This is a genomic window from Parapedobacter sp. ISTM3, from assembly GCF_016533505.1.
Classification (GTDB): Bacteria; Bacteroidota; Bacteroidia; order Sphingobacteriales; family Sphingobacteriaceae; genus Parapedobacter; species Parapedobacter luteus.
This window is the reverse complement of the sequence record NZ_JAENGN010000004.1, coordinates 116,390-131,745: the sequence shown is the minus strand read 5'-3', so window position 1 is coordinate 131,745 and position 15,356 is coordinate 116,390. Positions and strand designations below refer to the sequence as shown.

General features: G+C 42.8%; 13 protein-coding genes. 6 read left to right on the top strand and 7 right to left on the bottom strand.

The genetic code is table 11. The features are described from left to right. The first annotated feature begins 6 nt into the window (after positions 1-6). Complete coding sequence (locus JHJ32_RS07550) at positions 7-768, top strand: TetR/AcrR family transcriptional regulator (protein WP_200120530.1); 762 nt, start codon at positions 7-9, stop codon at positions 766-768. Between the two features lie 282 nt (positions 769-1,050). On the opposite strand, the gene JHJ32_RS07545 is transcribed toward JHJ32_RS07550, so the two are convergent. Beyond that, a complete protein-coding gene (locus tag JHJ32_RS07545) occupies positions 1,051-1,947 on the bottom strand; it encodes a cation diffusion facilitator family transporter (protein WP_200120529.1) in 897 nt (298 codons plus the stop codon). A 571-nt stretch (positions 1,948-2,518) separates the two neighbouring features. Next, the gene (locus JHJ32_RS07540) at positions 2,519-3,073 is read right to left on the bottom strand and encodes a hypothetical protein (RefSeq protein WP_200120528.1); all 555 of its coding nucleotides are present in this window, start codon (positions 3,071-3,073) and stop codon (positions 2,519-2,521) included. A 243-nt stretch (positions 3,074-3,316) separates the two neighbouring features. Here JHJ32_RS07540 and JHJ32_RS07535 point away from each other — a divergent pair, with 243 nt between their 5' ends. Next, positions 3,317-3,709 carry a hypothetical protein gene (locus JHJ32_RS07535; RefSeq protein ID WP_200120527.1) on the top strand — a complete coding sequence of 131 codons (393 nt, stop codon included), beginning with the start codon at positions 3,317-3,319 and terminating at the stop codon, positions 3,707-3,709. A 101-nt stretch (positions 3,710-3,810) separates the two neighbouring features. Then, positions 3,811-4,506 carry a porin family protein gene (locus tag JHJ32_RS07530; protein WP_200120526.1) on the top strand — a complete coding sequence of 232 codons (696 nt, stop codon included), beginning with the start codon at positions 3,811-3,813 and terminating at the stop codon, positions 4,504-4,506. Between the two features lie 69 nt (positions 4,507-4,575). On the opposite strand, the gene JHJ32_RS07525 is transcribed toward JHJ32_RS07530, so the two are convergent. From JHJ32_RS07525 to JHJ32_RS07510, 4 genes are all read right to left on the bottom strand, one after another. Beyond that, entirely contained in the window at positions 4,576-5,082 is a 507-nt protein-coding gene (locus JHJ32_RS07525; RefSeq protein ID WP_200120525.1) for a hypothetical protein, read from the bottom strand. 409 nt (positions 5,083-5,491) lie between these two features. After that, a complete protein-coding gene (locus tag JHJ32_RS07520; protein WP_200120524.1) occupies positions 5,492-6,250 on the bottom strand; it encodes an HNH endonuclease in 759 nt (252 codons plus the stop codon). Positions 6,251-6,255: 5 nt separating this feature from the next. Continuing rightward, on the bottom strand, positions 6,256-7,512 hold the full coding sequence (locus JHJ32_RS07515; protein ID WP_200120523.1) for an AAA family ATPase: 1,257 nt from the start codon (positions 7,510-7,512) through the stop codon (positions 6,256-6,258). 20 nt (positions 7,513-7,532) lie between these two features. Next, a complete protein-coding gene (locus JHJ32_RS07510; RefSeq protein WP_200120522.1) occupies positions 7,533-7,952 on the bottom strand; it encodes a hypothetical protein in 420 nt (139 codons plus the stop codon). Between the two features lie 1,042 nt (positions 7,953-8,994). On the opposite strand from JHJ32_RS07510, the gene JHJ32_RS07505 reads away from it, so the two are divergent. The 3 genes from JHJ32_RS07505 to JHJ32_RS07495 all read left to right on the top strand — a co-directional run bounded on the left by JHJ32_RS07505 (position 8,995) and on the right by JHJ32_RS07495 (position 14,996). Then, positions 8,995-12,105 (top strand): SusC/RagA family TonB-linked outer membrane protein, encoded by a 3,111-nt coding sequence (locus tag JHJ32_RS07505; protein WP_200120521.1) that lies wholly within the window; start codon positions 8,995-8,997, stop codon positions 12,103-12,105. Next, positions 12,105-13,511, top strand: coding sequence for a RagB/SusD family nutrient uptake outer membrane protein (locus tag JHJ32_RS07500; RefSeq protein WP_200120520.1), 1,407 nt, complete (start codon positions 12,105-12,107; stop codon positions 13,509-13,511). The genes JHJ32_RS07505 and JHJ32_RS07500 overlap by 1 nt, the downstream gene beginning before the upstream one ends. Positions 13,512-13,634: 123 nt before the next feature. Further along, positions 13,635-14,996, top strand: a complete 1,362-nt coding sequence (locus tag JHJ32_RS07495; RefSeq protein WP_233632557.1) for a TlpA disulfide reductase family protein — start codon at positions 13,635-13,637, stop codon at positions 14,994-14,996. A gap of 58 nt (positions 14,997-15,054) precedes the next feature. Here JHJ32_RS07495 and JHJ32_RS07490 read toward each other — a convergent pair whose 3' ends face one another. Then, on the bottom strand, positions 15,055-15,336 hold the full coding sequence (locus JHJ32_RS07490; protein WP_200120518.1) for a hypothetical protein: 282 nt from the start codon (positions 15,334-15,336) through the stop codon (positions 15,055-15,057). Positions 15,337-15,356 lie beyond the last annotated feature (20 nt).

The window sequence follows — 15,356 nt, the reverse complement described above, 5'->3', positions numbered from 1 at the left end:
AGCACAATGGAAACGCGCAGGAAATATTACGGGCCGGTAAACAACAGTGCGAAGACCATGCAGAAACTACTTGATTCTGTGCGCGAGGTCATCATCAACAGCGGGTACAATGGGTTGAACGTAAAAAATGTTATCGGAGTTTCCGGTATTAACAAATACCAGCTTTACTACCATTTCGGAGATATGAATAATCTGGTCGAGACATATATCCGGGATAAGGACTATTGGGTGGGCTTTAAGCAGCAGGTCAATGAACTGATCAAACAGCACGGTGAGAATCACGGTCGTGCGCTTGCAGAGTCCATATTGCTAAATCTTCTCGACTATTTTTACGATAACAAAGAAATGCAGCAGATAATCCTTTGGCAGCTGGCAGAGCGGAATCCCATCTTATTCAGGATAGGCGAAGAACGGGAGCGGTTGGGGGAGCAGCTATTCCGGATGACCGACCCGTATTTTACCGGTACCGACGTAGATATACGCGCGATCACGGCACTGCTTATCGCGGGGATATACCACCTTGTCCTTCATGGCCAGCACAATGATAGCCTTTTCTGTGGAGTGGACATCCATACCAATCAGGGGATGGAGCGGATAAAAAAAGCGATCCGGCAAATCGTTTCATGCGCGTATGGTACCGCGCGATCACAAATGGCCTCCCCGGAAAAAAAACCGGATTGGGAAAGCCACGCAGGGTCGGCGGAACCCGTTCCCTTTTGTTCACCGACACCATTCAAGCCACTGTCTCCGGTTGACAGGGCGGGATAATTCCGGTTGGCCCCGATACCAAACGATACCGGGGCCAGTGTATTCTCAGAACTAACCGGAATTATTTTGCGTTTTTGGCAACCGCGAAACAATAATAGGTATTTTCTGTTAAAGTATGGTCATTGCGAAGTACGATGTGTAACATCTGTGTGGGTGCCCTGTCCCTTTCGGGGTAAAAGCCGATCCGTATTTTCCAGACCCAATCTTTCTGATAAGGTTTTTCCCGATCGGCATCAGTGGCTAATGTCCTTCCATAGAGATCGGGTTATTTTTGAAGAAAATCTATAAGTGAATTTCACCTTCTGCATACCCCTCATCTTCGATCTGGAAAGTGGTATGAAAAATTTTAAAGTTTGTAGTGGCGTTATCATTCAGGGTTTTCAGCAATGTGTTCAGGTCGTTCCGGTTTTCTACGACCACGTGGGCACTCATCGCATTTACACCCGATGTAAGCGACCATACGTGCAGGTCGTGCAGCTCTTTTACGCCCGGAATTGCCTCCAAAGACTTACGCAGTTCCATGATGTCGATACCTTTTGGTACTCCTTCCAAGAGCACATTTATGGCTTCCATCAGTAAACGCCACGTTCTCGGAATGATCAACAACCCGATAAGTGCAGAAACAAGCGGGTCCGCATAATACCAATCCGTCGTAAGCATTATTATGCCAGCTATCATAACTCCTACGGAGGTTAGCAGATCCGAAAGTACTTCAAAGTACGCTCCTTTCATATTGAGGCTTTCGTCAGAATTCTTTCTCAGTATCATCATTCCAATAAAATTGACGACTAATCCTATACCTGCGATGATGAGCATTGATTGACTTTTGACTTCCGGAGGATTTTGAAAGCGTTGCCAGGCTTCGTACAGTACATACACCGAAATTCCCAATAACACAACCGCATTGAGTACGGCCGCCAGTATCTCCGTTCGATAATATCCAAAGGTTTTTTGTTGGTTGGCTTTTCGTTCTCCGATCCTAATCGCAATATAAGCGAGGAGCAGTCCCACCACGTCGGTCAGCATGTGGGCTGCATCGGCAAGCAGTGCCAGGCTTTGAGTAATTATTCCCCCTATGATTTCAGCAACCATATAGGTTCCGCTTAATGTCAAAACTACCAACAGATTTTTCTTATGTTTACCGGCAGCTGATACGGCTTGTGTGTTTACATTACCCATAATTTCATAGTGGTTCGAGAATAGACAAAATACAGCACTTGTTGCAAATTTAATCAATTTTTTATGGAAGCTTAGTTGGTTCTGGATAGGCCTTATACGTTTGGCAAAAAAGCGAAAAGCCCGGCGTTTTAGGGTAGCCGGACTCTTCTATCAACCTAAACCTACTTGATACAACATCGGTATGCCCGAATTGTTTTCGGTTGATGAATTTTTTTTCGCGATAAAGATAAGAAACTAAACATCCTGACCGCAGGCAACGAAAAAGTCCACCCCGACCAAGAGGAACCAATCGTCAAACTTCGTCGCATGAAGCCCTGAAAAACGTGCGGGTAGCATTAAAGAGGCTGTTTACCGGAATATTGACACCATCGCCTGAAAGAGCAATACCAAAAAAGGTACGAGGGGGTAAAATAATGTCAATTGTTTCCTGCGATGCTCATAGGCTTGGATCATCAGAAGAATTCATTGAAAAAGGGAAAATCGAATTAAGGACGATACCCCCTTTTCTGTGCCCGGTGTATGATACCGATCGGATAAGCAGTGGGGTGCAGGATTATACCAAAGGACGGCTCTAAAAGGAATAGCCGAAGGAAATGTACGGAAGGTAGGGTATAAAATCTCCATCATAAAGGATGGGGGATAAACCCGCCCGGAAATTAAATCCGCCGTCAACCGGCTGTTTACGGTATCCAAAAGCTAAAGAACCTAAAATCTGGTTGTCCACTTCCCGGCCCCTGTAATATTCCGTGGCCCAGCCCTGCTCGTCATATTGGTAATCGTACCGGTCATAGGAGTTGCGTATATAGGAAGCACCCACGCCCATTTCGAAATAGTGGCCGTTTTTTCCAAGCAGGTAGTTAATCTGTACTGGTAAGGTCAAATAGTCTTCATCGTCTATGGAAATATACCCCAGTCCGGCTTTAGCGCCCCAGGCATTCCGGGTATTCTGAAAGCGGAAATCGTAATTTGCAGAGATAAAGCCAGGGCCTCCCAATTCCACAAAGAATGATTGCGCCCTTTGTCCGGTTTCATATACATCAAGCTTCCGGTCCTGAGCCATTCCTTCAAAAGCCAAAGATACAAGCAGCAAAATTATCAGGGCACTATTGGATAGGTATATCATCATATTACGGAAAGAATTTGAAGGCTCAAATAAACGTAAAATTCCTTCAAAAAGCAAATTCCCGGTGGCGAACCTCGTAGCCATAGGGGGTACCAATGATCGTCGTAATGTACAAAGTAGTAAAGGGAATGTAGCATTTCTCCAAAAGGCTTCGTTAATATAATAACAGCAACTGATTAATACTTCCAACTAATTCCTCGACAATTTTGAGAAACCTATGATTATCCGTTAAACACCATAACTATTATGATTGCCAAGATAAGTACATATCCGATCATTGTGATCCTATTCGGATTGCTTTCCTGTAAAAAGGAAGTCGATGATTCCGATATCATATTCCCGCAATCTTGTGATTTCTCGGGCTCCAAAGTTGAAAATATCACCAGGTTAAGGGGTTCACTCAGTTATACAGACAACATCATGGATCTTCCTCCATCCGAAGTTTACCCTTCAGAACACGAGTTTCTTATTCGATCAACCGGCCGTCTGCAGATGGTTGTGTGCAATATGCCCTCCAGCTTTGAAATGCCGGAAGGCGAATCAAGAAGTGTTACATTCAGTGGCCAGGTTGTAGTGCTTCCCGACGAAGTCGATGCAGCAAATACCCAGGTTGAATTGAGCTATTTGAAATTCGAATAGTGTTAATTGCTGATAACGCCCTGCTACCGCGATAATTTTGCGCAGCGCGGGCTGAATCATCAAGATATTTATAAGCTTGTCTTCTCAATTGATAGACCATCATGAATAATAAAGAGCTATTTTTTCTGCTTGCCCTTATGGGTATAACAACAGCTTGTTTCGCGCAACTAAGATGGGAAATGAAGGCTGGCCTTAGCTATTCCAAGGTGACCGGCAAAGATCCAGATGGAAACAAAGCCAACACATATTCTGTGCCGGGAATTTATCTCGGATTAGGCGCAGCCCTCTATTTATCAGACCAATTCGCCATTCGGCCCATATTCCAATATGCAAGAAGGGGATTCAAACAGCCAGAAGTATCTTATCTTGGATGGGGTAGTGATTTTGAAGCGAGAGTTTCGTATATCGAACTGCCAGTGGACCTGCTATATAGTCCAAGGATCGGCCCCGGTAAGCTGTTGGTGGCGGCAGGGCCATACGTCGGTTATGGTACCGAGGGCACATGGACGACAAGCGGCCCCGTATTACTGGGCGATATCATGATCGATGGAAAGGGTGATATCGCCTTCCAAAACGACAATTCCTATGCCGCCGACATGAACACTCATGTTTATGCTAAACCGTGGGATTACGGGGCGCATTTACAACTGGGCTATGCATTTTTCAGTCAATACGCTCTGACGTTCGACATGCAACTCGGCATTGCGGACCTACAGCCAAAATGGGCGGATTTTAACCCCGAAAGCACTGTAAAGAACAGATCTTTTGCTGTATCATTGGTCTACCGGTTTTTGTAGCCGCATGGTCAAAAATGGATAGAATTTCTCTATTTTGAAACGCCTGCGGCAACACCACCTGTGTGAACGTCATGGGCGATCGTCCCGGCGATAGATGGTATCACCCTGCTGATTGGTGTAGAATGTAGGTAGGGTCCGATCCAACAATCGGTATGTACCATCGGCAGATACGCCGTTGCCTAAACCGCATTCGTCAGCACCCTCAAGCGTTTTTATGGTCAACGAATCACCGTGGAAAGTTACTTCCCATTTGCAGCCCCTGCCCCCATAGTTGTTTTTTCCCTTGTAAAAAGCCGTCCTGCTGGAGCCATCCATCCTTAACGTATCGAAAAGTGAACCCGAGTTATAGGATGGGGGTCCTACCGACAATTCCATGCCGAACAGGAAAGAATTGTCATTATTCGGAAAAATGACAATGGCTCCTGTTCTCCCTTTTTCGGCGCCCAATCCAAAACTGTATATCCCAGTAATCTGCGTGTCATCAATGCCTGTCTCGGCAACTTCCTTTTTCTCTTTGGAACCCAAAGAGCACGCCGCAATCAACAAAGTGGCCAGCGATATAAAAATTAGTTTCATGATGTTTGGCCCTTAGATAATTCAAACAAAGGTACGCGATAAAATTTAATCAAGAATATCGGATTTTTTGTAAAATGTTGTTGACAATCGGGTAGATACAGCCGGATTCTCGCAGTTTTGGGCAATTAGTTTGACGAATGCCGCCGATATGAATTTCAGCACAAACTTAAATGTGTATCTTAGGGAACTTTGGGTGAATACGATTCGATCTTAGTAGGAATCGGAGCGACAGTTCACAATGTAGTGGCCGGGAGTGCTGGCGGGCATTCCCGGTTTATTTTGATCCCGATGATATCCGATGGACGATTGTTTTAAAATTTCGTATGTTAACGAATTTAAGAGAATTGTTCATAGCCAAGAATCGGGATTATTGGTTCAATACACCCAAATGTAGGCTAAAAATCTGGAACTATATCTGGTCTTCCTTGTTCTTCGGATTCCGAGGTTTCAGTTCATATGTGTCAGGATGGAAACATTCCGTAGCCGTACCGGGTATAATATCAGTATCAAGCAGTCTTTCCATTACCAGCGGTTCCAGTCCAAAGATTTTAAACCAGACACCAAAAAAGCCTGACTCGGCTGCGGTCCGAGCAATGTACTCGGCTGCTTTTGGTAGATTGTTGGGTGCAGTTTCCTTTAATTGGCTATATAGAGAATAAGCCGTTTCAGCGAGCAATATTGCTGCTTTCCTTTTTTTCCACCTGATGTCCACTACCCGTGCGCGGTTATCTATCTGGTCAAGTCCGAGTAGATTTATCGTATTCTCTGCTCGTTGGCGCTGGAGGTAATTTAGCCCATTCTTGGGAACCGTTCTCGCAGCATTGGGGTTGTCCGGGTGAACTTCAACATCGAATGCCAACAGCGTATTGTTATATTCAGGCAGGTAAAGGTTATCTGTGTCAACAGGTTTATTGCCTTTTGCACTGTTACACGGACCACAGGATAAAAGCATGTTTTCCCAAGCGAGGTATTCACCGGCGGCCTGTCCCATTTGAGGCACCTTGGGCACCACATGCTCAACATTAAGGCTATGGCTCAGTGGTATATTGCAATAAACGCAATAGTAACCTATACGAGAAATTAAATGCGCACGCCATTCCGCGTATTCATTTACTTTAACCTCGTTGTTATCGTTTGTAGGAGTCTTTCCTTTATCCAGGGGTCTCATCGGCGTTATTTTCCTTTAGACAACCGGTTCAGTTCAAGGAACGCCCGCAAGCCGGGGTCTGACACCTCTTCGATAGCTTTGGAAATCGTGCTCGCCTGTGCTCCGGAATCTATCAATTCAAGTAGATGTTTGGCTTTCTGGTATCGCTGCTCGTTGTCTACTGCAAACGGGCTGTCTACACCCATCACATCTGTGGCCACCTCATCGATTTTCAATTCATTAGGTGGGATATCCATAACGAAGTCAAGGTTAACCAATTCATCGCTCTCAACGGACTGTACAATGAATGGCGAGTGGGTGGTCACAACGAATTGTAGATTTGGGAACGCTTTCTTTAAATCTCTCACAACCACACGTTGCCAATTGGGGTGCAGATGCATATCCAGTTCATCGATCATCACAACCCCGCTAGTACCCTTTACGGCATCCTTGCCTAAAAAGCCGTTGAGTACGGCACATCGGTATGCAATGTCCGTTACGATGCCCAGCATCCGTTTCACGCCGTCGCTCATCAACGAATGAGGAAGTCTTTTTGTCGCTTGTCCCTCGATCTCACAATCGGCCACCAATTCCAGACGGAAATTATCGAATGAAACGTTTTTAAGGTACGGTATTGCTGTTTCGATGGCTTCGATTACCGCTTCAAATGTTCCTTCAAACTCCAACCCCTCTTTCAGCTCTTCCTGATAGTAATAGAACCATTGAGTAAAGGGGTTTTCGTCTGACTTGGCACCAAATGCGTTGTAGTAGCCGTCCCTTATAATTACACGGTTTTTCTTGATCCTCTTTTTTCTCACAACATTGCCGCCTAATTGTCTGACCCCGTAAAAAGAAATCAGTGGTAACAAAGGACGGTCAACATTGTTAAGTGATTTTGAATATCGCTCGGCGATCTCCCGTATTTGACCCACATCCTCTGCTTTCAGTGATGTTGTTCGACCATACTCCGGTATTACCCGTCGCCAGATAAATTCTCCGCTACCGTTAATTTGCCCGGTAGCCTCTACAATCGTAGGTGTGAAATGTTCAGACTGTTTCGATACCAGGTTGATGGCAAACCGGATTTCATTTTCCTGAATATTCCGTTTGGTTACGCGGGGTAAACCGAGAAAAAAGGCGCCGGTCGCCACTTGCATAGCATGCAAAAGGGTGGATTTTCCGGTGCCGTTATCACCAATCGCTACCGTGAAATGGGGGTTTAGATTAAAGCTGTTGTCCTCAAATCCTCTGAAGTTTTTTACATACAGTTTCCTTACTTGCATGATGTTTCTTCTATTCCCTTTCAATTAGTTTGTTGTCGCAGTTCGGAAATTTCTTCCTTCAATCTTATATTCTCCTCCCTTAAAGCAATGTTTGCCTCTAGCAACGTATTATGCTTGTCTAGGAAATGAGAATATTTTTCTCGTAACTCCTGAACTTCATTCTGGAGTTGTTCGTATGATTTTCGATTGTTTCCCTTATCCACAAGGATCAGCGATGGGAGATTTGCCATTTCTGGAAATTCAACGGAGAAATCCTTGCCCATTGCGTTTCCATATTTCGCAATAATCTCATAAGAAAGGTTTGGGTCATTTTTATGTTTATAAAACGTGCCATATTTGTAACCTGCCGCCTCTACGATCTCCTTGATTTTACTTAGGTGGTTTTTAAGTGATTCGTGCAAAATTTTGCCGCGATGTATATTTTTATTCTCTTTTTCCAATTCGATTGATATGTACTTGCAATTTAATTGGAATTGTATTAGAAAATAAATTATAAAAAAATTGTATTTTATTATAAAAATATTGTATATTTGTGTATGCCGCTGATGTTGGCGGCTTATATTGTGTTTTGAGTATATATAGAAGAGAGTTTTAACTAACATACAACGAGCCTTGTTATCGAAAACTACCGCGTTTTGATGAAACCCAAGGCAGTAGGGAAGCCTCCCCGGACTTTTTGTATCTTTGCAAAAATACGGGGTGGGCTCCTATTGAAAACTGGGTTTTGGGTTCTAGCGGTAGTGCCTCGATAACAGTTGGAAATAGGGGCCCACTCCGTCCATTTTAGGCTTGTTGTCATTTTTGAAATGATGATGAGCTGTGTAATAAACTTATTTAATCACGTACAAATCTTGCCAAATGGGGAGCGACAATCGTTATGCTGCTCATTACGAAAAGTTATCATCCGACACCTGATTTGCGGGCTCTCTTCAAGAGGGAAGACATATGTTTATTTCGATCTCCTAAACCGCCTATCGCTCCAACGCTATAAAAACGTGATCAAATCTCCGATTTAACGTTTCGACCAGTCCGATACTGGAATTCACCACCCTAAAGTGTTTTAAACCGAATCCACACTAACTAATGAAATTAAATAATGAAAACTATACATTTGTATAGAGGTCGATTTATAAACGATAATCATATTGACCTAACCAAAAAATTTACATCTGTTGGCTCCATCGCGACATATGAGGTCAATGGAAACGACAGATACTCAAGGCAGTCTTATGTGTGCTATGGCGATGCAGGGTTCCACGCCCGTGGTACCATTTCGCACGGCTATCGCGGAAAATCCAAGCTATCGTATATTTTCCGCTTTCTTTTCGAATCAAGGCCCGTCCGGGGCCTTGTTCGTTTTATGAAGATCATGTGTTTGGACGCTGATCGGCAGGGCTACGCTTCGGCGGGTCCTGCTGCATCAGCAGTTTTTTTTATTGGGAAAGGAGGGAGGGGTTGATGAGGTGTCTTTTGGTTCTTTTAATGATCACTGCCTTAGTTGAGGTTCATGGTCAACAGCAGATGATAACTTTAGAGGGCACGGTTAAATCCGCAAGCGATGGGACGCCGCTTGTGGGTGCCACCGTTCAAATAGTGAATAGTTCCACATCCATCAAAGCGGATAAAGATGGAAATTTTGTTATACGTACCAGCCTCCGAAAGGGGCAATTGCGAATATCTTACGTTGGTTACATTGCGACTGATATAGAATTTATTTCGTCCCGAACCTCGCCGTTCCAAATCAACCTGCAACCCGAGGAACAGATGATTCAAGAAGTGGAAGTTTCAACAGGATACCAAAAGCTTTCTCCTGAAAGAACTACCGGAAGCTTTGTTCAGTTGGATGAAGAAGTGCTCAACCGAGGCTATTCAACCAATATTTTGGATAGGTTGGAAGGCATTGCCAGTGGAGTACTGTTTAACAATGGAACGAGCAACTTAGGTTTCAGTGTAAGAGGAAGAAGCACCATAGAAGCCGACGCGAATCCGTTGATCGTGGTGGATAATTTTCCATATGATGGTGATTTGTCCACTATTAACCCCAATGACGTAGCTTCAATCACCATACTGAAAGATGCTGCCTCATCCTCTATTTGGGGAGTACGCGCGGGGAATGGAGTTGTTGTTATAACGACCAAAAAAGGCCAATTGAACCAATCTGCCACAGTCACTGTATCATCCAATGTGACGATCCAGCAAGAAGCGGATTTAATGGCAAGGCCCGAGATGTCAACGACAGATATGATCGAGGTGGAGCAGTACCTGTTTAATTTGGGCGCCTTTGACTGGTATCCGGATGTACCATACCAATCAATGACGCCTTTACAAAATATTTTGTTCACACTTCGCAATGGAGAAATCTCCGAGGAAAACGCAAATGCAGCGATTAGCGAGTTATCTCAATTCGACTATCGGCGCGACTTGCAAAAGTATTATTATCAAGATGCAATAAATCAGCAGAACGCGCTAAGCATTAGCGGCGGCGGATCAAAGAATCGGTACTGGTTTTCTGCGGGATATGATGGTAACCGTGGCCAACTAACGAAGGAACGGGACAGCCGGATTACCTTGAATGCGGCAAATACCTATTATATGCTTGATAACAGGTTAGAAGCTAATGTAGGGATCAATTTCGCAATGAATAGAAACAATTTTGCACCTTCTTCTGGTGATCCTGATATGCGGCCAACCAGTATTTATATTCCGTTAGTGGATAAAAATGGCCAACCTAACATGGATTACACATACCGGAAATCTTTTCTTGATACGGTTGCTGGAGGCGAATTGTTAGACTGGACTCGAAGACCTTTGGAAGAATATGTTTTATATAATGACAGGAGGTATACAACCACGACCATTGTGAATGCCGGATTGAGATATAAATTTAGTAAGCTGTTTTCTGCCAATGTCCTTTATCAATATTCAAGTGGAAATACTGTTCAGGACCGTCTTCGGAGCAAAAAATCTTTTTTCGTAAGAGATCTTGTTAACCAATTCACTCAAGTCGATGGGTCAACAGGTACTTTGAATAAAATTGTACCCGAAGGCGATATTCTGGATCGCAACCAATCAAGTTTTTATTCTCACAATTTACGGGGACAAATTGATTTTAATTATAAGGTTGGAAATCATGAAGTGACTGCTATTGCCGGGGCAGAGGTCAAGAAGCAGAATGGGAATTTTGACAGCTATCGTTACTATGGCTATGAAAAGGATATTGGTGCAATCAGCGCTATGGATTATGTAAATAGATATCCCACAATTGTTACAGGTAGAGCCAGTAGCATACCGTTCCGTTCGGCTACAGGAGGAACGGCTGACCGCTCCTACTCATACTACGGAAATACAGCTTACACGTATAACGGTAAATACACCTTTACAATTAGTGGAAGAAAGGACGCTAACAACCTGTTTGGTGTTAAGTCAAACCAGAAAGCAATTCCCTTATGGTCTATCGGAGGAAGCTGGAAAGTAAGTGATGAAACGTTTTACCGGCTGGCCTGGCTACCATATTTACGTATTCGGGTTACGCATGGGTATAGCGGTAATGTCGATAAATCGGTATCAGCATTTACCACAGCCCGATATTTCTATAGTAACTATTTTGCAACCAATGTTTCTGAAATAATCAATCCTCCGAATCCCTCGCTACGCTGGGAACAAATTAATCTACGAAACTATGGTATTGATTTTGGCCTGAGAAATAATCAAATATCAGGAAGTGTCGAGTTTTATACACGCAATTCAACTGACCTAATAAGCTACAGCCCGTTGACCCCTTCAACAGGATTCGATGAATTCCGGGGTAATGTTGCAGATATGAACGGTAAGGGATTGGATCTCACCTTGAATTCAAATATTATCCAAACTGATCGGTTTGTTTGGCAGACAAATCTTTTGATAAGCTATACATCTGATAAGATTACAAATTACCAAGCAGCTACAACGGCCCTTGGATTGCATGAAGGAAAGCCTTTCAGTGCGTTGTACAGTTATCGTTGGGCAGGACTTGATCCTGAAACGGGAGACCCTTTGGGGTATTTAGATGGTGAAGTGAGTAATGCCTGGAGTACGTTGGTGGGCAATGATACCGAAGAAAATGTAAAATATAACGGGACCTCGGTTCCCCAATGGTTTGGAGGTATTAGGAACACGTTGCAATATCGGAATTTTACATTGTCTTTCAATATGCTTTATAAAGGAGGATATTATTTCCGGCGTCCTACCATTAATTATAATGGATTATTTACGTTGGTTTATCCAGGGAATAGCGATTTTTCAAATCGTTGGCAGCAACCGCGAGACGAAATGAAAACGACCGTTCCGTCAATGGTTTATCCTGGAAATTCAAGCCGGGATCGGTTTTATGAAAATTCAGAAATTTTGATTGAACGCGGCGATCAGATCCGATTACAAGATATTCAACTGTCATATGACCTAGGAGGAAAAGCGTGGTTACCCTTTTCTTCTTTTGGATTAAATCTTTACCTATCTGAGTTGGGAACGATATGGAAAAAATCGGACTTAGATCCGGATTACACAGATCTACCCCAACAAAAACGTATTGCATTCGGAATCAAAGCAAGTTTTTAATGAAAGAATCTACTGTCATGAAATTGATCACCATCCTATTGGCATCTTTATTAATTGCATTTTTTTGTAGTTGTCAAAAATATTTGGACGTAAAGCCGACGACGGATCTCGTTGTACCACAGACGTTAGATGACTATTTCCGGTTAATGGATAACTACCAGATTATGAATTCAAGTCCGATTTTGGGCGAAGTCTCCTCTGATAATTATTACATACCGGATCAAAAAACACTGGCAGTTATCCCCCAAATTTTCCATCGCAACGCATATCTTTTTATGGAAAGCTTTGGTGAAGGGACATCTGTAATCCACGATTGGAATTATTCATACAAGCAAATTTTTGTAGCAAACCTGGTCCTGACAGGGTTAAATGAAATTCCTCGAAACGATGGTAATGCCGATCAATGGGACTACGCAAAAGGTTGGGCCTCTTTCAGCCGGGCATATGCTTATTTTAACCTAACCCAGCTGTACTCTTCACCCTATGACTCGAGGACGGCCGCAACTGAGTTAGGAGTGCCGCTTAGAATATTGCCGGGGGTTGATGAGGAATATCAGCGGGCATCGTTGGCTGATACATATAATCTTATACGTGAAGATATGGGTGCAGCCGCACAGATATTACCGGAGGGGCTTATGGTCGATAATAGAAATCGTCCTACCAAGGAAGCTGCATTGGGTGCATTAGCTCGGATTTATCTTTCAATGCGCGAATATGAACTGGCATTGGAAACCGTAAATTCCTGTCTGGATCTATATGATCAGCTTTTGGATTTTAACCAGCTTAAAGATCTGCCATCGCCCTATTCACTACCTCTCAATCATACCGAATGTTTGTGGGCAAGCATGTTAGGTGCCAACTATCGAATATTTAGCCGGGGGCTAATGCCTGGACTGTTTATCGATACTTTACTTTATAGTTCTTATCAAAATGGTGATTTAAGAAAAACAATGTTTTTTATGCCATCAAATTCCTATGCGGGTAAAGCTAATATAAATTGGAGCTTTGGCCATCAGACCGCACCCTTTGGCGGTTTGGCCGTGGACGAAATGTATCTAATCAAATCTGAATGTCTGGTTCGAACAGGATCGGTCGAAGAGGGGATTAGCGTTTTAAATCAACTTTTGAGTACCCGTTTTGAGGAAGGAGAATTTAATCCATACTCTGAATCTCGTCAAGCAGAAGCATTAGAAATCGTGCTTAGCGAACGAAGAAAAGAATTAGTCTTCCGTGGTCTGCGTTGGCAGGATATCAGAAGACTCAACTTGGAAGGTAAAGGAATAGCTATCGAACGAAATTTTGAGGGACAGAATTATCGGCTTGATCCAAACAGCAACCGATTCGCATTGCCAATACCATCCGAAGAAATTCGCTTAAATAATCTGACACAGAATCTTCGAAACTAATCCAAAGATAAATATTGACTTATGTGTTTTCTCCGTATAACTTGCCTGGTTTTAATTACCGGTTTTCTTTCTCCCATTGCAGCCCAAACGAACCATCGATTTAAAATTAGGGCCAAATTGAATATGGTGTCTGATTCTTCTTTAACGCTGCTTATCTATAACAATGATTATCTTCCCCGCCAAGAAGCCGTGTCCCCTATACAAAGAATGAAACCTATTGTCGATCAGGGGTATTATATTTTTGATTTTGAATTACCCGATTCTATTGTTGTAGTTACCCTTATAAATGGGAAAAGTCATCCACTCTTAATCGACCGCTTTGTTGCTGAATCCGGAGATAATATTTTAATAGAGAAAACGGAATCCGGTTTAGTATTTAGAGGCTATGGAGCGGAAAAATATAACTTTAGCAACCGTTTGTCAGTCCTTGAAAATGCAGTTTCTGATTCCCTTTCAGTCTTAAAGTCAGAAGAGATTAACAGATTAAAGCGAGAAGGCCAATATGGTTACAGAAAGTTACAGGATATTTATTTCAAGAACAGTGCTATCGTTTTAGATGACATGCTTAATGAAATTGGAAGATACCAATCCCGGTATTCTAAGTCTTTTATTGATATGTTAAAAGCTGAAGTTATAGGAAGGGTAATGAAGCAGCCTATTTCAGCTATTAATTTTTACTATGGAAACGGGAACTTGGTCGAGTCAGTAGAGAATTGGGAATATTCGCTTGAAGTGCTTGATAAATATAATTTTCTTTCCATAAGGGACAAGATCTTTGCTTTTTCGCCAACCTTTGTGGAGACCGTGTATGATTGGATGCGCCTAGAAAGCTATCTGAAAAATAAATTCAGTGATTTTCAATCAATAGCGGAAAAGAACACAGATGGCTTTTTGAGGGAAAAGGTACTTACCCTCCAACTCCTTACCGCATTTAGTTCAATGGGAGAGCAAGAGCTGAGAGCAAAAATTGATGAAGGATTTCCAAGTATACAATATGTAGCCTTTAAGAGCCTTCTTGAAAATGTGTCAATTCACTTCTCTAAAGGTAATATCTTTCCTGAATTCACATTGCCTGACGATGAAGGCAATTTGGTGTCCTTAGGCGATTTCAAAGGCAAAGTCGTTTACTTGCATTTCTGGTTTAAAGGATGTGCCGCATGTGCCATGCTGTATAGAAATACATTGTCGGATATTGAAAAATACTACAAAATGAATCGGAATGTCGTTTTCGTTTCTGTTTCTGTGGACAAAAATAAGCAAACATGGTTGAGGGCCATTGAAGAAAACAAATACACGGCTCCTGGAGGCATTAATCTTTATACACAGGGAGAAGGGTTCCAACATGAAATTTGTAAAGTCCTTAATGTCAGTGCCGCTCCCACTGCATATTTAATAGACAAAAATGGGCGTCTTATCTCTTCGAATATGAAGCAACTTGGCGGAGGGAAAGATACATTGATTAGTTTGATTGATAGTCAGCTTTAAAGTAGAAATGGGAACATGTAAACCCTGACATGTTCCCAATAAAGTGCGGATGAAACATTTACTGATTCCTTACAAAGTCACCTGAAGATACCGCTTCTGCATTTGCATCACTGATTGGAGCTGCGGTAGTCTTTTCATAAAGACATGTTTCCAATTCGTTTGCAGCACATTGCCATTGTCCAGATCCCGTACCCTGCTCTTCCGGGTCCAGTTCCTCATAATTGTTTGCAGAAATTCGATGATACAAAGTCCCAGTTTGATTCACCCCTGCCGATGCTGCCGCACCGACGTAACCCATGATGCCTAAGGCGGCGACAAATACTAATTTAAAGCGTTTCATAGCGATAAAATTTAATGGTT